At 36.2% G+C, this 23,705-nt stretch carries 32 protein-coding genes and 12 tRNA genes; 21 read left to right on the plus strand and 23 right to left on the minus strand.

Features of this window, described 5'->3' with window-relative positions:
• From MHH42_RS30745 to MHH42_RS30850, 22 genes are all read right to left on the minus strand, one after another.
• Positions 1-686: hypothetical protein (locus MHH42_RS30745; RefSeq protein ID WP_340895434.1), on the minus strand; the 686-nt coding region annotated here is incomplete at its 3' end.
• 55 nt (positions 687-741) lie between these two features.
• On the minus strand, positions 742-1,182 hold the full coding sequence (locus MHH42_RS30750) for a hypothetical protein (protein ID WP_340895435.1): 441 nt from the start codon (positions 1,180-1,182) through the stop codon (positions 742-744).
• Complete coding sequence (locus MHH42_RS30755; protein ID WP_340895437.1) at positions 1,169-1,372, minus strand: hypothetical protein; 204 nt, start codon at positions 1,370-1,372, stop codon at positions 1,169-1,171. The genes MHH42_RS30750 and MHH42_RS30755 overlap by 14 nt, the downstream gene beginning before the upstream one ends.
• Positions 1,373-1,657: 285 nt before the next feature.
• A tRNA-Trp gene (locus tag MHH42_RS30760) sits at positions 1,658-1,728 on the minus strand.
• Between the two features lie 4 nt (positions 1,729-1,732).
• Positions 1,733-1,809 (minus strand) — tRNA-Glu (locus MHH42_RS30765).
• A 96-nt stretch (positions 1,810-1,905) separates the two neighbouring features.
• Positions 1,906-1,979 (minus strand) — tRNA-Thr (locus tag MHH42_RS30770).
• Positions 1,980-2,054: 75 nt separating this feature from the next.
• A tRNA-Gly gene (locus MHH42_RS30775) sits at positions 2,055-2,126 on the minus strand.
• A 1-nt stretch (position 2,127) separates the two neighbouring features.
• A tRNA-Cys gene (locus MHH42_RS30780) sits at positions 2,128-2,204 on the minus strand.
• Between the two features lie 3 nt (positions 2,205-2,207).
• A tRNA-Tyr gene (locus MHH42_RS30785) sits at positions 2,208-2,292 on the minus strand.
• Between the two features lie 31 nt (positions 2,293-2,323).
• Complete coding sequence (locus MHH42_RS30790) at positions 2,324-2,593, minus strand: hypothetical protein (RefSeq protein ID WP_340895441.1); 270 nt, start codon at positions 2,591-2,593, stop codon at positions 2,324-2,326.
• Between the two features lie 33 nt (positions 2,594-2,626).
• Positions 2,627-2,701, minus strand: a tRNA-Pro gene (locus MHH42_RS30795).
• A gap of 114 nt (positions 2,702-2,815) precedes the next feature.
• Positions 2,816-2,903, minus strand: a tRNA-Ser gene (locus MHH42_RS30800).
• A gap of 6 nt (positions 2,904-2,909) precedes the next feature.
• Positions 2,910-2,983, minus strand: a tRNA-Gln gene (locus MHH42_RS30805).
• A gap of 6 nt (positions 2,984-2,989) precedes the next feature.
• A tRNA-Ser gene (locus tag MHH42_RS30810) sits at positions 2,990-3,079 on the minus strand.
• Positions 3,080-3,084: 5 nt separating this feature from the next.
• Positions 3,085-3,159: transfer RNA gene (locus tag MHH42_RS30815), tRNA-Asp, on the minus strand.
• Between the two features lie 203 nt (positions 3,160-3,362).
• A tRNA-Asn gene (locus MHH42_RS30820) sits at positions 3,363-3,439 on the minus strand.
• A gap of 208 nt (positions 3,440-3,647) precedes the next feature.
• Complete coding sequence (locus MHH42_RS30825) at positions 3,648-3,917, minus strand: HU family DNA-binding protein (RefSeq protein WP_016084871.1); 270 nt, start codon at positions 3,915-3,917, stop codon at positions 3,648-3,650.
• Between the two features lie 334 nt (positions 3,918-4,251).
• Entirely contained in the window at positions 4,252-5,310 is a 1,059-nt protein-coding gene (locus MHH42_RS30830) for a hypothetical protein (RefSeq protein WP_340895444.1), read from the minus strand.
• On the minus strand, positions 5,294-5,515 hold the full coding sequence (locus MHH42_RS30835) for a hypothetical protein (RefSeq protein ID WP_016084873.1): 222 nt from the start codon (positions 5,513-5,515) through the stop codon (positions 5,294-5,296). Before MHH42_RS30835 ends, MHH42_RS30830 begins: the two co-directional genes overlap by 17 nt.
• A 139-nt stretch (positions 5,516-5,654) precedes the next feature.
• Positions 5,655-6,038 carry a hypothetical protein gene (locus MHH42_RS30840; protein ID WP_016084874.1) on the minus strand — a complete coding sequence of 128 codons (384 nt, stop codon included), beginning with the start codon at positions 6,036-6,038 and terminating at the stop codon, positions 5,655-5,657.
• Positions 6,039-6,097: 59 nt separating this feature from the next.
• Positions 6,098-6,547 (minus strand): hypothetical protein, encoded by a 450-nt coding sequence (locus tag MHH42_RS30845; RefSeq protein WP_340895448.1) that lies wholly within the window; start codon positions 6,545-6,547, stop codon positions 6,098-6,100.
• The gene (locus MHH42_RS30850; protein WP_016084876.1) at positions 6,548-7,318 is read right to left on the minus strand and encodes a hypothetical protein; all 771 of its coding nucleotides are present in this window, start codon (positions 7,316-7,318) and stop codon (positions 6,548-6,550) included.
• Between the two features lie 822 nt (positions 7,319-8,140).
• Here MHH42_RS30850 and MHH42_RS30855 point away from each other — a divergent pair.
• The 7 genes from MHH42_RS30855 (at position 8,141) to MHH42_RS30885 (ending at position 14,368) form a co-directional block, all read left to right on the plus strand.
• Positions 8,141-9,172, plus strand: coding sequence for a helix-turn-helix domain-containing protein (locus tag MHH42_RS30855; RefSeq protein WP_340895450.1), 1,032 nt, complete (start codon positions 8,141-8,143; stop codon positions 9,170-9,172).
• A 703-nt stretch (positions 9,173-9,875) separates the two neighbouring features.
• Positions 9,876-11,840, plus strand: coding sequence for an ATP-dependent helicase (locus MHH42_RS30860; RefSeq protein ID WP_340895452.1), 1,965 nt, complete (start codon positions 9,876-9,878; stop codon positions 11,838-11,840).
• Positions 11,841-11,873: 33 nt separating this feature from the next.
• The gene (locus MHH42_RS30865) at positions 11,874-12,119 is read left to right on the plus strand and encodes a hypothetical protein (protein ID WP_340895454.1); all 246 of its coding nucleotides are present in this window, start codon (positions 11,874-11,876) and stop codon (positions 12,117-12,119) included.
• A 116-nt stretch (positions 12,120-12,235) separates the two neighbouring features.
• Positions 12,236-12,535, plus strand: coding sequence for a hypothetical protein (locus MHH42_RS30870; protein ID WP_016084880.1), 300 nt, complete (start codon positions 12,236-12,238; stop codon positions 12,533-12,535).
• Positions 12,536-12,742: 207 nt separating this feature from the next.
• On the plus strand, positions 12,743-13,858 hold the full coding sequence (locus MHH42_RS30875; RefSeq protein ID WP_340895456.1) for a ParM/StbA family protein: 1,116 nt from the start codon (positions 12,743-12,745) through the stop codon (positions 13,856-13,858).
• Positions 13,859-13,860: 2 nt separating this feature from the next.
• Positions 13,861-14,160, plus strand: a complete 300-nt coding sequence (locus MHH42_RS30880; protein ID WP_340895459.1) for a hypothetical protein — start codon at positions 13,861-13,863, stop codon at positions 14,158-14,160.
• Between the two features lies 1 nt (position 14,161).
• Complete coding sequence (locus MHH42_RS30885; RefSeq protein ID WP_340895462.1) at positions 14,162-14,368, plus strand: hypothetical protein; 207 nt, start codon at positions 14,162-14,164, stop codon at positions 14,366-14,368.
• A gap of 869 nt (positions 14,369-15,237) precedes the next feature.
• On the opposite strand, the gene MHH42_RS30890 is transcribed toward MHH42_RS30885, so the two are convergent.
• Positions 15,238-15,510 carry a hypothetical protein gene (locus tag MHH42_RS30890; RefSeq protein ID WP_340895463.1) on the minus strand — a complete coding sequence of 91 codons (273 nt, stop codon included), beginning with the start codon at positions 15,508-15,510 and terminating at the stop codon, positions 15,238-15,240.
• 1,526 nt (positions 15,511-17,036) lie between these two features.
• Between MHH42_RS30890 and MHH42_RS30895 the strand changes: the two genes are divergently transcribed.
• The 14 genes from MHH42_RS30895 to MHH42_RS30960 all read left to right on the plus strand — a co-directional run bounded on the left by MHH42_RS30895 (position 17,037) and on the right by MHH42_RS30960 (position 23,611).
• Complete coding sequence (locus tag MHH42_RS30895; protein ID WP_340895465.1) at positions 17,037-18,134, plus strand: GP88 family protein; 1,098 nt, start codon at positions 17,037-17,039, stop codon at positions 18,132-18,134.
• 85 nt (positions 18,135-18,219) lie between these two features.
• Positions 18,220-18,702: a hypothetical protein gene (locus MHH42_RS30900; protein WP_340895467.1), complete on the plus strand. Its 483-nt coding sequence runs from the start codon at positions 18,220-18,222 to the stop codon at positions 18,700-18,702.
• Between the two features lie 38 nt (positions 18,703-18,740).
• The gene (locus MHH42_RS30905; RefSeq protein WP_340895469.1) at positions 18,741-19,154 is read left to right on the plus strand and encodes a hypothetical protein; all 414 of its coding nucleotides are present in this window, start codon (positions 18,741-18,743) and stop codon (positions 19,152-19,154) included.
• A gap of 113 nt (positions 19,155-19,267) precedes the next feature.
• Positions 19,268-19,426 carry a hypothetical protein gene (locus tag MHH42_RS30910; RefSeq protein ID WP_340895471.1) on the plus strand — a complete coding sequence of 53 codons (159 nt, stop codon included), beginning with the start codon at positions 19,268-19,270 and terminating at the stop codon, positions 19,424-19,426.
• A 31-nt stretch (positions 19,427-19,457) separates the two neighbouring features.
• On the plus strand, positions 19,458-19,814 hold the full coding sequence (locus MHH42_RS30915) for a hypothetical protein (protein ID WP_340895473.1): 357 nt from the start codon (positions 19,458-19,460) through the stop codon (positions 19,812-19,814).
• A 59-nt stretch (positions 19,815-19,873) separates the two neighbouring features.
• Positions 19,874-20,137, plus strand: a complete 264-nt coding sequence (locus MHH42_RS30920; RefSeq protein WP_340895475.1) for a hypothetical protein — start codon at positions 19,874-19,876, stop codon at positions 20,135-20,137.
• Positions 20,138-20,162: 25 nt separating this feature from the next.
• Positions 20,163-20,546 carry a hypothetical protein gene (locus tag MHH42_RS30925; protein ID WP_340895476.1) on the plus strand — a complete coding sequence of 128 codons (384 nt, stop codon included), beginning with the start codon at positions 20,163-20,165 and terminating at the stop codon, positions 20,544-20,546.
• A gap of 12 nt (positions 20,547-20,558) precedes the next feature.
• On the plus strand, positions 20,559-20,783 hold the full coding sequence (locus tag MHH42_RS30930; RefSeq protein WP_340895478.1) for a hypothetical protein: 225 nt from the start codon (positions 20,559-20,561) through the stop codon (positions 20,781-20,783).
• Between the two features lie 95 nt (positions 20,784-20,878).
• Positions 20,879-21,556 carry a hypothetical protein gene (locus MHH42_RS30935; RefSeq protein ID WP_340895479.1) on the plus strand — a complete coding sequence of 226 codons (678 nt, stop codon included), beginning with the start codon at positions 20,879-20,881 and terminating at the stop codon, positions 21,554-21,556.
• 44 nt (positions 21,557-21,600) lie between these two features.
• The gene (locus MHH42_RS30940) at positions 21,601-21,954 is read left to right on the plus strand and encodes a hypothetical protein (protein ID WP_340895480.1); all 354 of its coding nucleotides are present in this window, start codon (positions 21,601-21,603) and stop codon (positions 21,952-21,954) included.
• 83 nt (positions 21,955-22,037) lie between these two features.
• Positions 22,038-22,409, plus strand: coding sequence for a hypothetical protein (locus MHH42_RS30945; RefSeq protein ID WP_340895482.1), 372 nt, complete (start codon positions 22,038-22,040; stop codon positions 22,407-22,409).
• 107 nt (positions 22,410-22,516) lie between these two features.
• Entirely contained in the window at positions 22,517-22,735 is a 219-nt protein-coding gene (locus MHH42_RS30950) for a hypothetical protein (protein WP_340895483.1), read from the plus strand.
• Between the two features lie 42 nt (positions 22,736-22,777).
• Positions 22,778-22,975 (plus strand): hypothetical protein, encoded by a 198-nt coding sequence (locus MHH42_RS30955; protein WP_098126405.1) that lies wholly within the window; start codon positions 22,778-22,780, stop codon positions 22,973-22,975.
• Positions 22,976-23,056: 81 nt separating this feature from the next.
• Positions 23,057-23,611: a hypothetical protein gene (locus MHH42_RS30960; protein ID WP_340895487.1), complete on the plus strand. Its 555-nt coding sequence runs from the start codon at positions 23,057-23,059 to the stop codon at positions 23,609-23,611.
• Positions 23,612-23,705 lie beyond the last annotated feature (94 nt).

Here is a 23,705-nt window from a genome sequence, read left to right on the forward strand (position 1 = left end):
TCAATTTTCTTTACCCAAGAACCCCAGTCATTTAATCCGTTGTCTTGGGTATTACCCATGTCTTGGACTGGTTTTAAGTTAGCATCGTTCATCTGTTTCGATAAAGTATTCATTAACTTTTCGAACTTACCAACGTCACCGTCATCTAATGCGGTATTTGCTAACCATTGAGTACGTGCCATATTCTTATAGATGTTCTCTTGGATTGGGGTGTCGCATCCATAGGCGATTGCGAGTCTATCGAACTCTTCTTGCAGGAACATATAATCGTCCTTTTGCAAGTTTCTTCCCCATCTCTTGACAATAGTTTCGGTTACCTCGAAATCTTCATATTCGATTTCGGTCAGTTCGGCTCTATTTGTTCTTCCTGTTAAATCATCACTATCTTTGAATCTCTTCTCTTGATTCTGCTTGAGTGAATTGATATTTTTGAAGTAAGTGCCGACTGTCTCTGTACTAGCGTCATTTGCTACTTTCCATTGCGATTTGAAATACGGAATATCCATTGTCCGTAAAAAATCAACCATTGTGTCCATGTCGTCTAAATCGACATTCTCTTTCACACATTTTTTACAGAATCCAAATCTTTCATTGATTAACGGATTCCTGTGTGAATAAAAAGAAGAAACCGCATATTCTTTACCGCATTTCAAACAAGTCTTTTTTTCCGATGGCTGTCGCGCCATACACATCACCGCCTTGTGAAACACGAATAAAAGGAAAGGAGATTACTCCCCTTCCCTAAATGTTTTCTGCAATTTTTATTACATCTGTTAATGCGTCATAAACAGATTCTAGTTTTAATTCAATTCTAAATTTACTACCACTACCAAAGTGTTCTTTAACCTCTTGCGGTAAGTAATGCGGTAGAATCATAATGTCTGACTCATGGTCAATGTATTTCTTATTAACGCCCTTGATATCATCTGCGTAAAAGGCATTGCCTTCATCCCCAATATCAGAGGTAACAAGAAAGTATTCTTCAGCACCCAAGTCAATAGCCCTTTCATCATACAATGATAGGTCAATTACTTTTAAAAGTTCAAACGTATCATTCTTATCTAGGACAATTGCAATATTGCGCTTTGTTTCTCCATATGGATGTCCGCCAATGAAGTAAGCGATATGTTCCATCGCTATTTTATGTGAGTCTACTGGCATTTCATATTTAACTTGGTTCACCGTTAAGTAACCTCCCTGCTTCTAAATGATAAGAAGATTCTGCAATGTTTTTCTGCATTTCAACATATCGTTGCATATCAGAGATTTGTTTAATATCAATACTTTCATGACTCTTAATGTCATTAATTTTCTCTTGAACGAATTCCCAGTTTGAATTTAGGGACTCTTGTTTTGTTTTAATGTCTTTCATGTCTATGTTCCCTCTCTCTCAATAAGACATTTCTACAGTGCGTTAGGCTGTGAAGCACGAAACTTCACAAGGTAAACACAAAGGAGTGTGCGAGAATAACGAGTGCAACTAAAGATAAATAACTTTAATACACAAAGGATTGGTGTACTACACACCCTAACGCACTGCAGAATGCTTTGGTCTAATACGATTTAAAAGACCCAAATAATAAGACCTCTCTTGGAGGAATTCAACGCACCGCATATAGCAGTGCAACACAATATTTAATTTTAAAAGAACTTACAACAGGGGCTGTAGGAATCGAACCCACACTGGAGGTTTTGGAGACCTCTGTTCTACCGTTAAACTAAGCCCCTAAGATGGCATCCCATACAGGATTCGAACCTGCAAATCCTCGATAGAAAGTCGAGTGTGTTAGCCAATTTCACCAATGGGACATGATTCGGAACGATGGATTTGAACCACCCCTTCTGTTGACAATATGTACACTTATTCAACAGATGTTCTTCTTTAAACTATTCCGCAAAAAAAAATGCCGACTGTAGGAATCGAACCCACGACCTGTTGCTTACAAGGCAACCGCTCTAACCTGCTGAGCTAAGTCGGCAATAACTGAGATATTTGCCGATATCTCAGAACGACCAATTAAATATAAAAATAGGAGGACTACAAATGAATAAAAAGGGACATGAGGGAATCGAACCCTCGTCATCTGGTTGGAAGCCAGAGATAATAGCCTCTATACGAATGCCCCATGGAGGAGAGAGTGAGATTCAAACTCACGAATAATAGGGTTGCAACCTATCGCGTTAAGCCACTTCGCCATCTCTCCATGTGGTGGGAAAGGTAGGATTCGAACCTACGAAACATAAAGTAACTGATTTACAGTCAGCCTGCTTTAACCTCTTGCATACTCGCCCATATAGCGCCTATATTTCAAGGCGCATGTAATTAGTTAATTTCAATAAAGTTATTAATCTTAGCTCTAAATTGAGCATTCATTTCTTTGCCTTCGTTCGCTCTATCTACAGAGCTTTGCAAAGCATCGATTTCATTTCGCTTCTTAGCGATTTCAGATTGGGCTTCTAAGATAACTGCATCAAGCTCAGCATCAGATTTATCAACCGTTGCGATTGCATCTGAAAATACTGTCTGTGCGTTCTTAAAAATACCTTCTGCCTTTGTAATCTTTGAATCATAATTAGTTGTTCTCTTTAGCATAACTCTCTCATTCTCCCTTGTTTGCTAATTTAATGGTACAGGTGGCAGGATTTGAACCTGCGTGACCTCCGCCCCAAACGGAGTGACTGACCTCTAGCCTACACCCATATAATAAAAGCTACCGTTATTTTAAGCCCCTATAGTCCTCTTAATAAGAGTCCAGAAGTATGCTTTCATGAGAACCGTAGCGAAACTCTGTGTGTGAAAATATAAGTAAAGAAAAGGAAAAGACAGGACTCGAACCTGCGCCACTAATAATAGTGCTAACTGTTTAGCAAACAGTCCTCTTAACCAACTTGAGTACCTTTCCGTTAAGCTTCGGTGGAAGGGGTCGAACCTCCAAATTCTAGGGTCAAAGCCTAGTGACTTTACCAATTTGTCTACACCGAAATAATGTGGCGGAGAGTGAGGGACTTGAACCCCCATCGGCTTTTACACCTACGCTAGTTTTCAAGACTAGTCTCTTACCAATTAGAGTAACTCTCCACATTTGGCGAGGATAACGAGATTCGAACTCGTGCTACATGGTAGACAGCCATGTGTGTTAACCGCTACACTATATCCCCAAGGTTGTTCTAGCCACCACAGCTAGAACAGGAGGTAGGAGGTTTTAAAATGAACCAAGATTAAGGTGATTATCAATTGGCTTAAACCAATGTCAAATCATATGGAGTTCTGTAGGTGGGAATCGAACCCACATGACAATCATAGGTACTCGCTTTTAATTAAGCTCTTACTGGATATTGTCGCTGACCTTCACAGAACATAATGGCGTGTCTAGATGGACTCGAACCATCGACCCTCCGCTTAACAGGCGGATGCTCTAACCAACTGAGCTACAGACACGTAATGCGGATAGTACCGTTCCTATCCGCAAGACATATAACATATATAGTAGGAGGAAAATACATGTCGAGAAAAAACAAGCAGGTTGCAACTGGATTTGAACCAGTTATTATCCAACGAGGACAACCATGAAAAGAAGCCACGCCAATCAGCATGACTCCTTGGGTATGTTTTGGAGAACAATGTCTCCAGTTATGTTTGTTTTAAATTAGAATTTACGTAATGATTTTGCTAATTTAGCAGATGCTTTACGGTGTGCAGGAACAACGATTTCTTCACCAGTTTGAGGATTACGAGCAGTTCCTTGTGCAACTTCTTTTGATACAAATGAAGCTAAACCTTTAAGTTCTACATCTTCTCCGCGAGTTACAGCGCCAACAATTACTTCTTTAAAAGCATCGAAATGTGCCTTTGCGTCTTTCTTAGTTCCACCTGTAATTTCTGCCATTGCGTTTACTACTTCTGTTGTTTTCATCATAATTTGATATCTCCCTTTCTCTCTCATTCCATTATGAGATTTAATAAAATATTTGTTTTATTAGTTTTGTAATAATTTTGTTTGAGCCGAAGGTGGGAGTCGAACCCACTCTACCATCTTACGACGATAAGCATATCCCTTACTTCTCTTCGGCATAATAAAAAGCCCAAGCTAGGAGACTTGGGCAAATTTGAGATACAACGATTTAGGAGGCAATCATTAATTGCTAAGTTTTTAAATCAATTTAACCACTTCTGCAAATCTTTTGCTTAGTGGCTTACACTATATATAGCAGTAGCCTCCGAAATAGTTCGTATCATTTCTCATATTTTTTTTATTTATTTTTGATGGCAATTTTATAAAGCTCTTTAACATAGAATTCTGCTGACTTTTTAGCGATTCGTGTAATCGTTTCGGAAACAGTATTCTTCTTGATTCCTAGCAACTCTTCCAGTTCTTCTTGTGCATATCCCTGTCTGAATGAGTCAACAATACTTTGCTCACGAACAGTCAGAACCATTCTATCTAGCATTCTATTGTAGTCGTAGATGATAAGACCTAGTCCATCCTCATCCATCATATCTTCTCTATTAAGCATTCTCAGAAGCTCTTTGTTATTTACAATATCAGAGAAATCAATGGCATCTAACTTGTTTGCCACGCCCTCATCCTTAAGCAGATTCTTAAATTCTATAGGACGCTTGATAGCCTTTTTAATAGCAATCTGGTTATCTTTCGCCTCGCGAATCCAACGAGTTACATAGCCTTTTACGTTTTTGCGAATTTTTAGGAGTCTCGCACGAGCTTCTTCATCCATTATAATAGGAAGAGATGTGTCAATTCGATTTTCAATCATCTTTACAAACGAGTCGTCTCCTGCCTTTTCGACTAGGTCTTGTAATCTACCAATCTCTACTATCTCCCTAATATCCTTAGAAAGAATGCTCATACCCTTAACTATCTTCTGATTCTTATCTTCATTAGAATAGAACATGTCGAATACTTCTACTTCTGAATTGCCCTCTCCAGTTTCGAATGCTGAAGCTACAACGTTCTCAGACTCTTTATATTGTTTGAATTCTCTCTCACTCTTCCAGAATCGGTACTCTACCTTTCTGTTAGTATCAATATCTTTTGCATTAAGAAGATATGTACCTAGCATCTCTAACGTTCGACATACAGCATCCTGCTCAGCCATCCAACCTTGTTGTGTTGGGCTTACATCGTAATATTCACCAAAGTATGTAGAGAAGAATTCATGCACATTTCCTTCCCCATCACCAATTACTTCATTTATTACTTCTAATCTATCACCGAATTTTTCAACAGAATAATCCTGCTGTTGGAAATCCACCAATTTTTTACCTGCAATTGAACTACTGAAGTACTTCACGTTTCATCTCTCCTTGTGCTTTTCTGTATGTTTTCATCTTTGTAATAAATCTTGCTGTTGCTCTCATTTCTCTTTCTCGCTCAACATCGTCATACATCTTATCTAGCTCGCCACTTAGATATAATGCATTCACTTCATCTGTTGATAGTGTCGCTAGATAATTCTCTAACGGACGGTATGAACAGAATCCTCTTATCATTTCCATACTTTTGTTTAGCTCCTTTGTTTAAATTCACCTTTGTTTTATTCGCCTTTGTGTGTATATCATATAACATTTATTCATTTTCTGCAATACTTTTGTTTAATGTAGAACTAGCCAGAAGCTCAAGGCTTCTATAGGCTTATTACATCTTTGGTTCTTTAAGAGTTCCCATTTTTTCAAGCTCACCAATTGCTTTTAGATATGTCTCTCTATCCATTCTAAGCTCTTTATGGAATACTTCTTTCCCATACTCATCTCTTTTAACAGACTTATTTGTATTTCTATCTGTAGAACGGTATGCAAAAATCATTTCGTACATTCTCTCAGTTGGTGTCTGTATATATTCAATCAACTTTTGTACTAGCACTCCGCTTGGTGCGCTTCTATTGCCAATACAGTTCATATAGTAGTTATAATTAACCTCGAAAACATCCGTAAATTCTCTCTTAGATACGTTTTCTGCAGTACGTTTAATTTCTCCTAATCGAAGAATTTCTCTTCCATCCATTGTTTCTAATAAATTCATTTGCAATTCCTCCGTTAACCTTATGTGTTATAGTGTTAGTGTAACACAATCACACTAGATTAACAACCGCTTTTTTGAATTACTTTTCTTAATTCCTCAATTTCCTTCTCGCGGTTCTTTATCTCCTTCTCAGCCTTAACTTTAATTCCTTTTAATATAATGAATCTGAGATTCTCCATTATATATAGAAATTTCTCATCATCAAGGAAACTGGCGTATATCTCATTTGCGATGATATGACTAATCTTATGCATGATGAAATCGTCTTTACTACTATGATAAGGAAGCTCATCATAGTCTTCTCTGGACATTGGATATACAGAATCTACGAATTTATAGAATCCGTCTTCCATATCATATACGCCTGCAAGGTCGATAATTTCAAATACACGTTTAACTCGCGTATCTTTTAAGTCTCGATATTCATCCATGAAAGTTGCCCATAGTTCCAATATCTCATCTTTCTTCTGTTTGTATTGCTCTGTCGTGCCATTTTTAATTACTGCCAACTATTCCACCTCATTAATAGGATTGTTATTTCTATCTAATACTTGGATATAATGAGTTTCATTGCTATAGCCTAGCTTATCCATAGCATCCTTTATATAGACAAAAATCGATTTCGCGCTATCCCCTACTCTCCAGTAGAAGTTATGTGTCTTAGAAATGCTTTTATTCTTAACCTGCTTTTTGGCTGTGAATCTCATTTTTCTAAAATCGATAACATTGAGTTCATCTTTTAATATATAGATGTACTTTGATACGGTCTTGTCGCTAATACCTGTTTCTAACTGAATTGTTCCTTGAGAAATCCAAGACACCTTGCAACTTGATTCGCTCTCAAATATAGGAGATACGATACTAGCGTACACTGAGAATACTCCGAACTTCTTCTTCTTATCCAGTGTCATAAATTTCTTGATAATATCCACATCAAACATTGTGAAGTATCCACCCTTGTTAGGCTCTACCATTCTAATAAAGTATAGTGTAGAAGGCTTCATCTTAGATGCCTCTATCCTGCACATTTCCGCTTGGTCTTCGTATACTTCAATAAATTGATGAACTTCTAGATTGGTAACGAATCCTTTCATCTTAGATTTATTCCTACTATCTGAGTGATTCATTCCCATCTGTTTGAGAAGGTTTACGATACTAACTGTAGCAGAGCCAGTTGGATTATTGGCTCGAATGACAGCGTATGTAAATTTCTCTTCTGATGTAATTTCTTCGTGCTTGATTAGGGAGTCGCTAATTTTAATAAAGTTATTATGTTTCAAATTCTATCGAATTCTCCTTTCCTGCAATATTTTTGCTTAAAGTGTAAAGTCGAAAGCGCTACTGCGCGTGACTATGCACTTATCTCTCTCTTCTTAATATGGTTCTCCTCTGCTTAAATGGTTCTCTTTTATTAGACCCCCAGATTTACACCAATAGGGGGTGTATATTTCCGCCCACCTATCGGAGATTTACACCCCCTATTGGTGTAAAATTCCGTATACCCTCGGAGATATACACTAGTAAGGGGTGTAAATCTCCGTATAGGTTAACTTATGAATAAATTCTAACAGAGAATATGATATTCTGCAATACTTTTGTTTAATAGGATGCGTTTCAGTAGTGGGAAAAGAGCGCCACCGCGCGACCCCACTACTATCTCTATCTGCTTCGTCTGGTTCTCTTATTATTAGACCCCCACATTTACACCCTCTAGTGGTGTAAATCTCCGTATGGTATACGGAAATACGCACCCCTAGAGGGTGTAAATCTCCGTATCAGTGAGATGTATAGAAATTTGGGTGAGTGATTTTTGCAGTATAATAGAAGAAACTCGATTTGAATCGAATGAACCAGAAATTTATTGTCAGATTGAAGGGGATTCTGCTACAATGAATACAACAAACAAATCTTGAAAAAGCAAAAACGCCCTATCCTTTGTAAGTTTGCCGACCTGCAAGGATAAAGCGTCCGAGATGAATCACAAAATAGCAATTCAGATTTCATTAATTTGTTACCTCAATAATATCACATGTGTTAGATTGAGGTAAAGTAATTTTGTGATTTTTCTCTCCTGCTTTTTCTATAAAGTGGAGGAATTAAATATGGCTAGACCAGATGGTTATGATGTCGAGGGCTACATCCATTTTATCGAAAAGAGAGTAGATGAAAACTACCCTATTGATGAGAAAGATGGAGCTAGAAAAATGCCGAATAAGGAGGCATACGAAGTCCCATTCAGCTATCTAGAAAACTTGAATTTGAACAAGGTTGGGAACGAAATCCCTTCTAGAATTCATAGTATGTGGAATGTAGATAGGTACATGGCTTACTATTGGAAGCAAATAATGGATGCTGATTGCATATTCGTATGGCAACACCTTTGGGAATATTGCGATAAAGATAGTGCTATTGATATATGCTATCCGAAGATGACAGAGTTGGCACAAAGATGCGGACTGTCAAAGGGAACTTTGATTTCTAAGATTAAAAAGTTGGAAGAGAACAATTTTCTTATCCAAGTACATAGATTAAATAAGAGAAATGGTAACAGAGAAGATAGTCCTGTATTTAAACTTAGAACTACTATACCTCTTCTTTCGCAGGAACAGTATAAGCAGTTGAAACCATTTATGCAAAAGAAACACGATGAGTTTATGAAGAAGTTTGCTTCTGATTCTCAGATGGATAGATTCAATCATCATAATGGCGAAGATACAATCAATAGCCTTATCGAAACTGTTGGAGACAAGATTATCTCTAAGAAAGATAGAAGAGAGATTGATATATTGCTTGAAAATCAGAAAGAAGAGAATTATATACTTACCAATCTACCTGACAATATGCAGGATACATTGATTTCATCTGATGAATTTAAAGATAGATTAATTGAACATGGATGTACTAAGCCTACAGCAGATGTATTCTTTACTGATGTAATATCCGTATATAACAAAGAAATACATACAGTACATATCATTGCTCGCGATGATTCTAAAAAGGAATTTCTTGAGAATCTAGATGGAAGCATGAAAGATATACTATTTAAAACATTGGACGGGATATACGATTCAATTGGAGACGTTAAGTATTTCACCGCTAAACAATATATAGTTTCAATCTTGAAGAGCAAATAATGCTCTTCTTTTTTTGTCTTTTCGCGTTCACAATTTGGACACATTTAAGATTGTTTTATAGTGTTCAATTTTTGAACTCTATGTTTTTTTTATAGTGTTCAATTTTTAAACTCTAGGAGTTCAATTTTTGAACACTATAGAGTTCAATTTTTAAACTCTATAAAACGTCTCACTTATCCACATTTTCTGTGGATAAAATAGTGTTCAATTTTTAAACTCTATAAAACTATAGTGTTCAATTTTTAAACACACCCAGTTCAATTTTTGAACACCCTAAGTATTTATGATTCTATATATCTTTTACTTATTAATTAATATAAGATTCCATAAGAATCATAAGTATAGAATTTTCAGAAAATAGAAGCCTTCTATAATACGAATCTCGAATCGATAGGTACATAGACCCTCCAGAATACCTCTCTCATCTCCATACTGACTCACTGATGCGTTCTACGAACGAAGTAGTCCAATTACATCTGTAAAAAATGCCCCTCCCCTATGAAGCGCTACGTATCTTAAAATTTATTATTTTTTTATTAAACAAAAGTATTGCAAAATTATAAGGTTATAGTGTAGTATGAAAGCAGTAATAAAACAAAGAAGGTTTTATATTAGTGAGTTACAGAAATCTATTAAACAAAAGTATTGCACGAAATGTTATGATGTGTTAGCATAACATTAACGATAACTAGGAGGAATCATTATGAAATTAACAACAGAACAACAATTAGCAGTAGATACTATTGATGGGAACGTTTGTACAATCGCAAGTGCAGGCTCTGGAAAGACTAGCGCCTTCACCACTCGTATTGCAAACATGGTAAACAATCACTATATTAATCCTACATGCATTCTAGGAATCACGTTTACGAAGAAGGCGTCCGAGGAAATGCAGAAGCGACTTAGCAAACTTATTGGCAAAGACACAGCGAAGAAGGTTGTGCTTGGCACATTTCATAGTATCGCTTACCGATTATTGAAGGTTTTAGATTCTGAGTTTGATAAATTGCAGATTGTCCCAGATTGGTGGAAAATGTCGCGTCTCAACGATTTATGCAAGCCTCGCGATGAGCGAAACCATTTAGGTATGAATCTAGGAATCAAGGCAGGAGAACTTGCTCAGTTTATTTCTTATCAAAAAGCGAATATGGTGAAGCCAACTGACAATCTCATTATTAATGAGCAAGTTGAATTTGTAGACGGAGTGTCAGAACCCCTTCTCAGAGAGGCGTATGCCACGTATGAGCGACTTAAATCAGAATCTAGACAAGTAGACTTCGATGACATGTTACTGCGATTCTACGAGAAACTGAGAGACGACAGCGCATTCCGTTCTCGTATTGCAAAACAATATCAGTACATCATGATTGATGAGTATCAAGATACATCGACTATCGTGCTTGAAATTATTAAGCTTATCAACTCTCGCAATGTATTCGTAGTTGGGGATTTCCGCCAATCCATCTATGCATTCATCAATGCGAATGTTGAGAATATCCTTAACTTCAAAGATGAATTTGAGAATGTAAAACTAATTGAATTAAACAAGAACTTCCGCTCAACTCAGAATATCGTTCACCTATCAAACAAAATTATCGAAAATAGTTCGATTGAAAAATATAAACAATTCAAGCCATCCGAGAGTGTTGGCGAAGTTGGAGATAAAGTTAAGTTTTCTCTATACCAAGACGAAGGAAAGCAGATTGTTGGAATCGCTAATCAGATTCAAGATTTAGTGGATGGTGGTATGCCATATAAGGAAGTTGCTATTCTAGTTCGTGCAAATGCGGATACAGCAATCATTGAGGAAGTACTGGCAGATAAGGATATTCCTTACGATGTTTCCAAATCTCTATCCTTCTTCGACAGAAAGGAAATCCTAGATTTACTGAGCTACGGAAGACTTGTAGTAGATAGCGAAGATGACAGCAGTTTCCGCAGAATCATCAATTCACCGAATCGATATTTAGGGAAGCAGTTTGTCGAGGAACTGGAGCGATTTGCAGGTTCGCACGATATGAATTTAATGCAGGCGTTACGCGTAACTCCTCAAAATGCTGAATGGAAATTCAAGCGAGGAATCGATAACTTCACTAAGATTATTGGTGATTTACACTACCAGTCTAACTCTAGCACGAATGCAGGGCGATTCCTTCGTAATGTAATCAAGGCAACTCGCTACATTGAGTTCGTTAATGAAACGACTCCTAACGCATCTGCTATTGAAGAGAAATTGGAATCTATTGAAAAGCTTTGCTCTATGGCTTCTAAATTCCCTAATATTAAGGCATTCTTGGCACATGTATCTACTATTAAGGATAAGCAAGCGAAGTCTAAAGGTAAAGATGCGGTGCAGGTTATGACTAGCCATGCCTCAAAAGGATTGGAATTTGACGCGGTATTTGTTCCGAATGCTAACGAAGGTCTTATTCCTCACAAGATGAATCCAGACGAGGAAGAAGAGCGAAGACTTTTCTATGTATCATGTTCTCGCCCTCGTAAGAAGCTTTATATCAGTTGGTTCTTCTACGATTCTGAAGCCATGCTTCAAAATGAGAGTGTCTTTGTACAGGAATTGCTTGGAGAAGATACAGTACTAGAAATGAAGAAAGACCTCTTCCGAGGAAAATCGGAGACCCATGTGTGGTATCCTTCAAAAATAAATTAAAACAAAAGTATTGCACAGAAAAGGAGAATTACTATGAAAATTATTCCAGTGTTAGCGCCAAGCTACCAAGAGTTCAGATATTTTGTTAAAGAAAATCAATTACGGTTAAATCAGTTCGCCTACATTAGTAGGTACGAACAGATTAGAGGATATGCAGGGGTTGTTATCACTCTTCCTACTTGGCAAAGAAACCCCAATTTCGACACAGAGTTCAGAAGAACGCTTATAGAAATGGAGTCTATGAAGTATATCTTTTTAGCGAGGCATGTAGAAATCTAGGGGAGTTTCTATCCCCTGCTTCGCAATACTTTCTATCTAAAATCTCTATTTTTTTGAACAAAAGTATCGCGAAGCTCTTTATATAATTAAACTAAACTATTGCGAGGATTGATAGAATGTTAAAAAAATCAAAGTTTGATAATAATGAAAATATGCCTTCATGGCATAACATGATGATGACCGCTACATTAGTAGATGGTAGAAATGTAGTAATACGCCCCTCTCCTACTAGCGATGAAGAAATGCTATGGAGATTCGCGAATGGATTTGATGATGAAAAGAATGCAGGGATTACATTTGTATATCAATGGAACAGAGCTAAAATTATGGGCAAAGCTAAGGTATTTAAGAATACTACGACCTGCTATATTGAAATTGAAGGCAATAATATTGTACTCAATTTGCTAGAGGACTAAATTTTTAGTCCTTTTTCTTATTGTCCAAAACTTTGGTCAAGTATTGGTGCGCAGGGGGTGAAATTGGTGTTTTTTAAGATATTTTATAGAATTATAATGTAATAGTTTACCCATTGGTTGCCCAAAACTTTGAACTTTCTGTTGCAATTACTATTTTGCGAGTATATAATTCGTTGTAGAGATATAAATTGAAGGAGGCGCTTATAAATGGCAGGTAAAAAGAGCAAGAAAAAGTATGATAGAATCATTGGGATTGATTTAGGGAACGGACTAGTAAAAATTAGAAGTATCACAAGAGAGGGTAGACCTTATTTCAAAACACTTCCTAGTGCATTTGCTTTCAAGAAGGACGCAGGAGAAAGTATGAACAATAAATCTCTAGATGTAGATGTTTTTGAAATAGATGATGTTGAATACGTATGGGGATTAGAGATTAGCAAAGTTGATGATATTCAAAACGTGTACGGGCATGAAGGGAGATATAAAACTGAAGCCTTCAAAATCATGGCTAAGATTGTAATGGCAAAAGTGGTTCATGACCTAGAGATTGCTCCTACAGAGAAGATTTTAATCGTAACAGGTGTACCATCTGGTGAAACTGGAACATCATGTGAAGAAGAGATTGCTGATGCTTTCTACGGTGAGGATGAAAGAGGCATCCATGAAGTTGCTGTTAATGAGGATGAACATATTTTTAAGGTTGAGCATGTAGAAGTTCAAGCGCAGGCTCTATCTACTGTAATGGGAAGATATTTAGATGAAGAAGCTTCTGTAGAAGAGGAAGGTTACGAGACTTGGAAGGTTGCTGTTATCGATGTTGGTAGTGGAACGACTGACCTAGATATAGTATCTGAGCTTAGAAGACAGAAGACGTATCATAGTGTTAAAAAGGGGTTTAGAGACGTATACAACTCAATTAGAGAGTGTATTAGAAAGGAATTCCCTTCACATACTGTAACAGACTATGACCTTCTACATATATTAGAGGAAGTTGAGGAAGAGGCGACCAAGAAGGGGATTACATACAAAGATAGAGAATACATATACAAGCCTTCTAAACGTGCGAAAGCAGTTAACTTTAAGAAGGCAATGGAAGATGGAATTAAAGAGGTTGTCATTGGCATTCAAGGAGCTATCATGGACAAGTGGAAAGACCAAACAGACATCGATGAGATACTACTAGTAGGTGGTGGCGCTCACTTATTTGAAGATAAGATAAGTAACATTGTTTATGGAATTACGATTCCTGCAAATAACGGAGATAGCAATGTAGAAGGTTATTATAGATATGGTGTATATCTGAATAATCTGGAGGCTGAATAATAATGGAAGAGAACAATGAGAATACCAAGTTCTACAAATTGCCTTGGGACGAGGTAGCTGACAAAGATATAGGTGAGTGGTTGAAGTCTATCCCAAGAAATAAGAAGGCTGAAGTTGTTAGATATGCTATCAGATTCTATAAGGCTCATTTAAAAAAGGGAGAGTTTTTTGCTATACCTAATATGGCTAACATTAATACTCCTTCAGAACCAGAAGCTAAGCCAGAGTCTAAGAAAAAGGTAGGAATCAAAAAACAGCCTAGCGCTTTAATACAGACTATGAAAACTCCAAAGGAGGACTAGCATGAGAAGAGTTTTTTACGAGATGAATGTTATGACCAAGGGCGAGACGTTCATCAAGAAATTCTCTATAGAATACGATAGAGAAGAGTATGACGGGAATTCTGAGAATTTAGATGCTGAAATTATCTCATATAAATGGAGCGAACTAGTTAAAGAATATGGCATAGATGCATTTCTAGTTAGCTATTCAATAGAAAGAGAGCTTTAAGTCGAGTAGAGATACTCGGCTTTTGTTTATATTTGGATAAATTGTAATGAAGTAATGTGTAAAATATGGAAAACCGAGACGATTTTGTGGTAAAATTGTAGCAAATAATACTGTCAGAAGCCCAAATTCGTCTTATTTTTGATAATATGAGTCGAAACAGGGGTAAAAAGGTATAAAAGCGTGACAAAAGTGCTAAATAACGCTTAAAAAGGCTGATTTATGGCTTGTTATAGGCGTATTGATGAATAAATGATGAAATAGTGTTAAAATGGCTTTCGAATGACCCTTAACGTACAGATACAGGTAATAGAAGGGGTTAGTTGTATTTAAGTACCTATTTTATGTCGTAAATAACCCCCTCTGTATGGTTAAATAGGGTAGGGGAAGTAAGGATGTTGACGAGACGCTTTACGAGAGGGATAAAATAGAAAAATAGTCAATGGTTGGTAAGGTTAAAGAAAGATTCGTATCGCAATCGGTAAAATATTTGTGGTGTGTGGATGAGGGTACATAGGTCGGTTGGCTAGGAAACGCCCCACCAAAATGTGGAAAATAGCCCCCCACGCCTGTCACACTATTTCCTATTAGTGCGACACGTACACGCCACACATGCAGGTAGGCGCACACATACGCGCACACGTACACGCGCGAACGCATGGGAAGAAATGGAAAATACAGAAAGGTTCAACGAATGGCAATCGTTTCCTATACGTTGTTTATGCATTGCGTAACGCGCGCGAGGGAAACCGAAAATTTTCCACCGACCCAATAGGGACAAGGCTTCTCGGTAAGGAATGCATGCGGTGTGGAACATGGAGCTACTATACATAAATATACAAAATCACCACGCATCACCACGCCATACAACCTCAAATATTTCCAGCAATACTACCACCATGAACACAGTAATACCAACGAATCATCCACCATGACACCAACCATACAACTAACAATAACCACCACTGCATAAATACTGTATATACAACGATATTAATTCCAACAATTACCAAACAACATGTATCGCCTATACAACCTACTTGTATACATGACACCATCACATACCACACGAGGGTATCACCAGACCAGTCATGCCAAGGGTTTAAGCATCCAAGTAACATCAACACATCATCATCACTCATCATCACTCATGCTCACTTGTCTGTCACCTTACATCACTACTACTCATCATCACTCATCACTATCACATCAACGTTCATGCATACATACATCATCACTATCACATACACATAACATGTATAGAAGTATGCAACTATACAACCATATACCATAGCTAACACCATATGAGGGTATCCCCAGTATACGCCTCTCATATGCCCATATATGGAGACAACGCCTATATACGCCACCTTCCTAACAGTCCTAGTAATACCATAGCATTACATGACCCCTAACACGCTTAGAGAGGACGCCAGACACCTTAAACGCTATATCGTATATGCTCAATATAGTTGAGGTTTATATGTAAATAAATACCAACGAACTATTTTGAATCACCCTATTGACAAACCCTATACATATATGGTATGTAACGCCATCTCATAGGGATAACCGCATATCGTACCATGTATACCACCACCTGTCAACACCCTTTCTTCAATGTTACAGTAGTGTTACACAAACCCACCTTATTGTTACAATCATGTTACAACAACCACTTATTACTAATCCTTTCCAGTTATCTAACTGTTACCACTTATTACCAGTCAATCCCATCTATGTAAGCGCTATCACCTTACTCTCCCAACGGTTCAGCCCTTGTTTATCCACATATCGCTCATTTACACCTTCTAATATTCAGAATACTTTTTCTTTTTCTTTTTCAAAAAACCTCCAATCCCTTGGCGCTGTAAGTATCCCTCCACTTATCCACAAGTAAAATAGAATCTTTTCTGCAAATCTTTTTTATAAAGTCTTGAATTCCACTTGGCTCTAAGGCTCGTCCCTATTTTAAGCGAATTTAAAAAGTATTTTTTTCAATTTGTGAATCATTTTTTTGAAAAACGCTATAAATGTTGATATAACGCGGATTGTAGCTGTTTTGAGTTTGTGAATTAAAGAAGCGAAATTATTAAGATTTTTTACCATTGTGGATAACTCGATTCGTCCTTACAGCCACAAGGTATTAGCTACCCTTGATTCGTCAAAATCCGAGCGAGTTTCTCCTATTAAATATACGTGCGCGCATACACAAAGGGAATCGTCAAAAATCAATTTGAAATTTATTTAAACAAAAGTATTGCAAAATGTATTTACCCTATGTTACATTATTGATGTGCCAGTGAGACACTAACTCACAAAACACAAACAAGTTATCTAGAATGCCCACTGGGGCGGATAACACACGAGCGACTACAATGCCCAACTGGGGCGGTTGCTCATTGCTACATAAATAAGAAATTGAAGGGAAGTGAAGGCGCAACGCCAACATATCACCGAATACGTAACATGCAAGGTGGCTAAACAAATAGCATGAATCTTTGACAACTAAATGACAGGCTTTAAAGTTTTGGGCTAAATAGACTGGAATGCTCAAGGCGACTAAAGGGAACATGTCGAGAAGCTTTGCTTTAAATTGATGGGCTGAAAATTTCAGAATATGAATTTAAATCAAAATTAAACTATAAAACAATGAATTGGAGAGATTAAAATGAAAGAACTAAAAGTAGCAGAATTAAAACAAGAGGTAAAAGCATTTCGTAACATCATTAACATGAACTTATCAGCAAAGGAAGAACTTGCAACGGAATTAACAGGCGCTGAAATTTCAGCTCTAAAATGTGGTTATAGCGCTATGAAAAAGGCTGAATTAGTAGAATTGTATCAAGCGCTTATCGCTTTACGTGACAGACTTGATAAAGTAGTTGCTGAAATTGCTGATGCTGAATTTAAGGCGGAGGAGCAAAGCGCTCCTTCTTGTCCTGCTGTTGAGAATATGCTTGCAATGGCATTAGGAAAGAAACCAAAAGTGAAAAAAGAGCCAAAATATGGCACTGTTGAAAAACGTACAAAATTAGTAAATGATAAATTAGAGCTTGCAAAGCAAAATACGAAGGATGGGGAAATGAGATTATTCTTCGGAAATGGTAACAAGAAATTAAATGGAATTTTAACTTTCTCATTACCACCAGTTGCAACATGTCCATACGCAACGGAAAATTGCATCATGAAATGTTATGCGCTAAAAGATTACTACAGAAATTGGGATAACGTTTCAAAATCTCAAAATATCAATTTCGAGATGACAAAGCGCGCTGATTTCGTAGACATGGCAACAAAAATGCTAAAAATCGAAGCTTTAAAACATGAAGTAGAAAATACTGTAAACGGCACTGATGAGCCTTTAACGGTTCGAATTCACGTTTCTGGTGACTTCTACTCTCAAGAATATTTCGATGCATGGGTTCAAATTGCCGAGAATCTAAAAGGATTACCAATCCAATTCGGATGCTATACAAAATCAATTCCATTCATCAAAACGCACTTAAAACGCGAGGGAAAAAAATTATCTGACATCAACATCAATTTCATGTTCTCTTTATGGGACGACACAAAAGAAAAATTCGTTGCAATGGCTGAAGAAATGGGAATGAACATCTTCACTGCATACAACAAAAAAACTTCTGATGTACCTGCTGATTATGTAGCGTGTCCAGATGATGTGAAAAAAGGAGCATGCGGAACAACTTGTAACATGTGCTACGAAAAATCACCACGAAGAAAAAAGATTGCAATTGCGATTCATTAAGCATACAATTAAACAAAAGATTTGCAGAGCGCTTGTAAAAGCAGGCGCTCAAAAAAATAATTCAACTATAGAGGAGAAATTAAAAATGAAAAAATTTATCAAAATGTTATTAGTGGTTATGGTTACAGCTATCAGTGTAGGGATGTTTACAAAAGAAACGGAGCAAAAAAATATTTCAGTACAAGCGGAGCAAATGAGCGCTCAAGAAAAAGAATTGCAAGACGTAAAGAAAGAGTTAGCAGACGCGAAGGAAAAAAATTCTCAAGCAGAAAAAATTACTACAATCAATCACTTCATTATTGACAAGGTGGACGAAAAATTTGCTTATGCACTCGCAATTGATGATTATGGAACGTTTGAAGAAAATTATGTAGTAATCGAAAAAGAAGATTATCACGGTGTAACGTACAAACAAGGCGATATAGTAACAATTTCATTCGATGGGTTTGGAGAGTTAGGAGACCACGAGCGAACGACACAAGGACAACTAGAGATGTTAAACGATGGATTTGGTGGAATCATAGAGAGTTATAAGAAAGGTTTTGAGGCTGAAAAGCCTCAAGCCTAGTAACAGGCGAGAAAAAATTTTTAAAGGAGAGAAATAAAATGTTAAATTACTTCAAAAATAGAATGGTCGAAGAAAGTCAAAGGGTTAATTGTTTCTGGAATTTACATCTTAATGTATTTAGCTTAGAAGGTAGAACGATGGAAAACGGAGCGAAAAAAAATCTTGTGTTAGCTCATGGAAACAACATCATCTTATTAAATGTAAAATTTACGGTTCGCGAGTCAGGAAGACAAAAAGTTTTAAGAGAGCAAAAAAAGAATGTACATGCATTTGTAAAAGGGAATTTTATGGGAATTGCAGGATACAATGAGAAATTGATTTTAGGCGCAGGGATGAGAGAGGCGTATTATAACCCATACAAACAAGATAGCTTTACAGATAAAGAGACAGGAAAGAAATTAGAAGGCGCTGAGATTGTAATTTTAGCTGATAAGAAAATCTATTACAAATAAGGGTAGGTGTTTATATATGAAATGGATTAAAAGCCTATTTAAAAAGAAATTGACTATAGATGAACAGGTTAACGCGTGGGAAGAATTCAATAATAAATATGGAGGCGTGGAAAATGAAATTAAATAAATATGTTGGGCTTGTTATAGATAGCATGGTTATTACTGGAGTTGAAAAGTATTTTGACTTATCAACAGGCAGAGAAGAGAAATGTTTTATTGTAAATGATAAATACGGTGTCAATTGCGAATTATTTATAAATCAATACATGTAATTTAAATTAAATTATAAAGGGGAAATTAAATATGAAAATTGTAAAATCTATTTTAAATGCATTAACTAAGAGAGCGGAAAAAGCAGGCGAAAAGAATTTGAAAAAGGTTTCTGCTACGATTCGTTACGATGTTGTTAAACGTGCTATTGAGCGTGGGGAATTTAAGAGCCTAGAGTGCGCGTACAGCTATACAGATGATTATCTATATGATAATGCCACAAACTTCGGGAAACGCCTTGTAAGCGCTGAGGGACTGCTTAGAGAGTTTAGAATTTTAACGCCTTCATGTTGGGTTCGAATCAAAGAGAAAGACGGAAAAGAATATTATGAAATTAGTATCAGCTTTCATAGTAATTTAGCATATGACATGATAGTCCCTATGAATTAAGATAGATATATATACATACCAAACTAAAAAGAAATTTAACTATAGAGGAGAAATTTAAAATGACTGCAACGGAAATTAAAAAACAAATTAAAAAGGCTATGCATGGAGTTTCTAAAATAAATGTAACAATTGCGGAGCATGAAGGGAAATATGATTTAAATGTAAATGTATGGGGCTACGATAGATGGTATAACGAAGAATTTGAATGTTATACAGAAACAATGGAAGATGAAAAGAAAGCTATTACAAAGGCGAAAAGAATGGCAACAACGCTTGTGAATAATGGTTATAAAGCTAAGTATACAGGATTCGAAAATTGCTAATTAAAATATGAATGGAGTGATTTAAATGTTAAATATTCAATGTACTGCATGCGATGGTTTTGGGAATCAAAAATTTATTGATGGCAAATTGGTTCATGAATGTACAGAATGCACTGGAGGAGCTATACAAGCCCCAGAGGACATGAAAGTATATGTAAGTGTATACAAGGTTACTAGAGAGTTTGGAGGACATGAGGAAGGTGGATGGTGGTTTAACTGGTATCAATTACTTGAGACAGTCCCATGTAAAAATAAATTTTCAAATGAAATTAAAAGCGATTTATTGGAAGAATATAAGAATGTTAAACATGGAAATATTTACTCTGTATTAGGTGGCGCGGATGTAGAAGTATTTATTGAGCGGAGAGCAGGAGAAAACAAAACAACTGAAAAGCCTATATATGAATAAGGAGAAAATAAGATGAACTTAATAGAGAAACTTAGAAGGTTTAAGGATGACCAAAATGAATTAGAACTTTCTGGTCAAATAACTGCAAGAAGAAAATCTTGGTTCAAATTTGTCAAATATGAAAACAACGTCCATATACATGCATATGTGGGAGGGAATAACGTGAAGATATTCGATACATGGGAAGAAGCGGAAAAGAAATTGAAAATGTGGATTAATATGTTATTTGGTCATTGAGGCGAAACGCGTGGGAAATCACGCGTATATGGTAGAGTGGTAATCTTCATACTGATGAGCCAAACCATAAATGAAAATAGGGGAGTTGTATACAGATGAAAAATAATTTAAAAGAATATAAAAACAACGCTGATTTTATCGCGGAGATAGTTGAAACAAAAGAATTAAATAATGAAATTAGAATGACTGACGACAAACAATATCTTGTAACGCTCCAGAACGCCCACGAGGACGTAAAGGCAGGTAGAGATATATTATGCGCTGAGGGAGATTTAGAACGTTGTGTACAGGCGTTAAAAGGCAGTAAAAATAATTGGGTCGAAAAGATGGAGTGGAAAAAGTTACACAAGGGCGACTATAAATATTTTTACGCGGAGAAAAAAATTGATGATGTGGATTTAGCCAAGGTTCAAAGGGTTAAAGAAAAATTCTTTAACACTGGCAAAAATGTTGTATTCATAGTTAGAGATAATGGAAGAGTAATAATAGCATTTCAAAATAAGGTGGTTTATGAAGATTTTTTACTTGTATCGATGCGTGGGAAGTATCAAGGTGAAAATTGGACTCAATATGGCGCGGAAAAAATTTTCTCGTGGTCTGATGAAATTGATAATTATAATGTGGCGGTTGCTGAATTCTGGACAGATGAGAAACTTGATGATGAATTGAGCGGAGACGCGGATGCAGTGTATCGAGCGCATTGGGGAATACAAGAACCTACTGATAGACCACGTTCACCGTTTGATGTATATAGTCATAGTGAATTGTTATAGGTTAATAGGCGAAAAAATTTTTTTAAGCACAGGAGAGATTTGAAATGAATGAGAATCAACGTCAACGATTAGAAAAGATTGTAACACTGTACAAGGATAGCTATAAACGTTTTGACTATGTAACTGGTCAATATGAGAATATGGAATGGTTAGCATGCTTTGAGCAGGGTAAAAAATTAATCATGAAAATAATTGGTGAGATGGATAAACAAAAAATGGTAGCTGTAAATATATTCTACATGCTTGTAGAAAAAGAAAGTTGGATTCCTCATCCAGACAAGGAAATTAGAGGAGAGGACTTTGGAGAGTTATTTCATAGCGCTCTAAATAAGTTAGGCTTGGAATATGATGTTGTGGAATATGACTCTGGTGGAAAGAATTACACGTTAAAAGGCTGAAAAAATTTTTTTGGCACTTGACTGTTATGGTGTGACGGTGTAACATTGTATTATAAATTAATTAATGGACTGGAGAGATAAATATGAAACTTAGAAGATGGGTAAAGGTAGCGTTAGTATTAATGGCATTTGGAGCAATTGCAGGAATATTCAAAAGCATGGTATTTGCACAGACAATGGATGATAAGCCAGAATACAAGGTATATCATGGAGTAATTGAAATGAATTTAAATGGGAAATCAAAGCTTGTAATGTTAGATGGTAAAATAGGCGAGGATGTCGAAGTAAAGGTAAAAGAAGAATATAATAAAGGACAGATTATTACAGTAGTGTTTGAAGGTAATAGAGTAGTTGAGGATTATATTACAGAGGGTAAAGAGTTAGATAAGATTCTATATGAGAATCAAGTTTCGATTGAAGAGGTTAAAAGTAACAAAGTATACTTGATGCGATAGCTTTTTTTATTTGAATCTAAAGTGTGAAGGTGTCACACGTTAACATAAAAGGCGAAAAAAATTTTTTAACACATAAATAAATAAATAAATAAATGGAGGAATTTAAAATGGAAAAATTATTAGCATGGTTAGAACAGGGAGTATCATTAGGAAAGATTACAGGTTATGCATTAGCATTCCAAGAAGTTCGCGAACTAGGATTGAGAAGATATATGGTAGGCGTACAACATGCAAGCATGGGAGAAATTGAGCTTAATGTAGCGATTCAAGGAACAACAGTATTAATCAGTCATGAGAATCGTACAATCGAAACTATTACTTGGTAATTAAATAATAAAATACGGGTTTTATTACGAGGAGAAGAAAATATGTTAGGCAAGATTAGATTTCATAAACCAAGTATTTGTATGACTCTGGAAGTCGAGACAGGAAAGCAATTATCTTTCAAGAGCAATTGTATTAAAGAAGCGTCAGAGCGCTGTACCAAGCATTTACAGCGCTTAGGATTAAAACAGGGAGTTTTACGCGAGACAGTTACAAAAGAAATTTTACAAACGTTCGATTAAACAAAAGATTTGCAATGAGATTAATTTAATGATATGATGTATCATAGACACACAAAATATAATACTGGAGGATGATTTTAAATGGCAAAAACAAAAAAGCAGTTAGTAGATGAAATTAAGGTTTTAGATGAGTGTATTACAAGTATGTCATTGCAATTGGCTCATGCGTCTGATATGGAAATTAAAAAAGAGGCTCGTAAAGCAACTGATAGTATTTTAGATTGGAATGGCGTTGTAAAAAGAGTTTGTTCTACCAAGACTGGGGTTAATTCAGTTTACAAAGAAACATTAAAGAGAATCCAAGAGGACTTTAGAAGAGTCTATATGGAGCTTCTGGAGCTTAAAAAGAAAGTTCATACATATATCTCTCATGGCATTGAATTTGTTGAACACGCGGAACATGTGGGGGTATCTATAGTAGATAACAATCCAGACTGGAAAATGTTTCTTGCAAATGTAATTGTTAAATTCAAGAAAGATATTGTGTTTATGGTTCGGAAGGGTAATCTAGTGGAAGAAAAAATTATGCGCGACAACAATCTATTCATTGAGAAAGAGCTTAAAAACTATCATCAATGCTTTATTGAATATAAGGAATCGGAAATGCTAGAGCATTGGCAGGTTCTCATGGGCTGATTCTATGAGAACCAATTTAATCTTAATCATAATTAATCTCATTCTATTATTGTTACTGCTGAAGAAAATTCTATTTGCCTAGAAGGGGATTAAT

The organism is Bacillus sp. FSL L8-0099 (assembly GCF_038006385.1).
Taxonomy (GTDB): domain Bacteria; phylum Bacillota; class Bacilli; order Bacillales; family Bacillaceae_G; genus Bacillus_A; species Bacillus_A toyonensis.

Bases quoted from the DNA above. Each gene is read 5' to 3' on its own strand.
- MHH42_RS30825 (WP_016084871.1), bottom strand. From the start codon at position 3,917: ATGATGAAAACAACAGAAGTAGTAAACGCAATGGCAGAAATTACAGGT.
- MHH42_RS30960 (WP_340895487.1), top strand. From the start codon at position 23,057: ATGGCAAAAACAAAAAAGCAGTTAGTAGATGAAATTAAGGTTTTAGAT.
- MHH42_RS30875 (WP_340895456.1), top strand. From the start codon at position 12,743: ATGGCAGGTAAAAAGAGCAAGAAAAAGTATGATAGAATCATTGGGATT.
- MHH42_RS30900 (WP_340895467.1), top strand. From the start codon at position 18,220: ATGAAAAAATTTATCAAAATGTTATTAGTGGTTATGGTTACAGCTATC.
- MHH42_RS30920 (WP_340895475.1), top strand. From the start codon at position 19,874: ATGACTGCAACGGAAATTAAAAAACAAATTAAAAAGGCTATGCATGGA.
- MHH42_RS30915 (WP_340895473.1), top strand. From the start codon at position 19,458: ATGAAAATTGTAAAATCTATTTTAAATGCATTAACTAAGAGAGCGGAA.
- MHH42_RS30955 (WP_098126405.1), top strand. From the start codon at position 22,778: ATGTTAGGCAAGATTAGATTTCATAAACCAAGTATTTGTATGACTCTG.
- MHH42_RS30890 (WP_340895463.1), bottom strand. From the start codon at position 15,510: ATGATGAGTGATGATGATGTGTTGATGTTACTTGGATGCTTAAACCCT.
- MHH42_RS30865 (WP_340895454.1), top strand. From the start codon at position 11,874: ATGAAAATTATTCCAGTGTTAGCGCCAAGCTACCAAGAGTTCAGATAT.
- MHH42_RS30935 (WP_340895479.1), top strand. From the start codon at position 20,879: ATGAAAAATAATTTAAAAGAATATAAAAACAACGCTGATTTTATCGCG.
- MHH42_RS30895 (WP_340895465.1), top strand. From the start codon at position 17,037: ATGAAAGAACTAAAAGTAGCAGAATTAAAACAAGAGGTAAAAGCATTT.
- MHH42_RS30940 (WP_340895480.1), top strand. From the start codon at position 21,601: ATGAATGAGAATCAACGTCAACGATTAGAAAAGATTGTAACACTGTAC.
- MHH42_RS30885 (WP_340895462.1), top strand. From the start codon at position 14,162: ATGAGAAGAGTTTTTTACGAGATGAATGTTATGACCAAGGGCGAGACG.
- MHH42_RS30790 (WP_340895441.1), bottom strand. From the start codon at position 2,593: ATGCTAAAGAGAACAACTAATTATGATTCAAAGATTACAAAGGCAGAA.
- MHH42_RS30855 (WP_340895450.1), top strand. From the start codon at position 8,141: ATGGCTAGACCAGATGGTTATGATGTCGAGGGCTACATCCATTTTATC.
- MHH42_RS30945 (WP_340895482.1), top strand. From the start codon at position 22,038: ATGAAACTTAGAAGATGGGTAAAGGTAGCGTTAGTATTAATGGCATTT.
- MHH42_RS30950 (WP_340895483.1), top strand. From the start codon at position 22,517: ATGGAAAAATTATTAGCATGGTTAGAACAGGGAGTATCATTAGGAAAG.
- MHH42_RS30840 (WP_016084874.1), bottom strand. From the start codon at position 6,038: ATGAATTTATTAGAAACAATGGATGGAAGAGAAATTCTTCGATTAGGA.
- MHH42_RS30925 (WP_340895476.1), top strand. From the start codon at position 20,163: ATGTTAAATATTCAATGTACTGCATGCGATGGTTTTGGGAATCAAAAA.
- MHH42_RS30880 (WP_340895459.1), top strand. From the start codon at position 13,861: ATGGAAGAGAACAATGAGAATACCAAGTTCTACAAATTGCCTTGGGAC.
- MHH42_RS30835 (WP_016084873.1), bottom strand. From the start codon at position 5,515: ATGGAAATGATAAGAGGATTCTGTTCATACCGTCCGTTAGAGAATTAT.
- MHH42_RS30905 (WP_340895469.1), top strand. From the start codon at position 18,741: ATGTTAAATTACTTCAAAAATAGAATGGTCGAAGAAAGTCAAAGGGTT.
- MHH42_RS30910 (WP_340895471.1), top strand. From the start codon at position 19,268: ATGAAATTAAATAAATATGTTGGGCTTGTTATAGATAGCATGGTTATT.
- MHH42_RS30930 (WP_340895478.1), top strand. From the start codon at position 20,559: ATGAACTTAATAGAGAAACTTAGAAGGTTTAAGGATGACCAAAATGAA.
- MHH42_RS30755 (WP_340895437.1), bottom strand. From the start codon at position 1,372: ATGAAAGACATTAAAACAAAACAAGAGTCCCTAAATTCAAACTGGGAA.
- MHH42_RS30860 (WP_340895452.1), top strand. From the start codon at position 9,876: ATGAAATTAACAACAGAACAACAATTAGCAGTAGATACTATTGATGGG.
- MHH42_RS30870 (WP_016084880.1), top strand. From the start codon at position 12,236: ATGTTAAAAAAATCAAAGTTTGATAATAATGAAAATATGCCTTCATGG.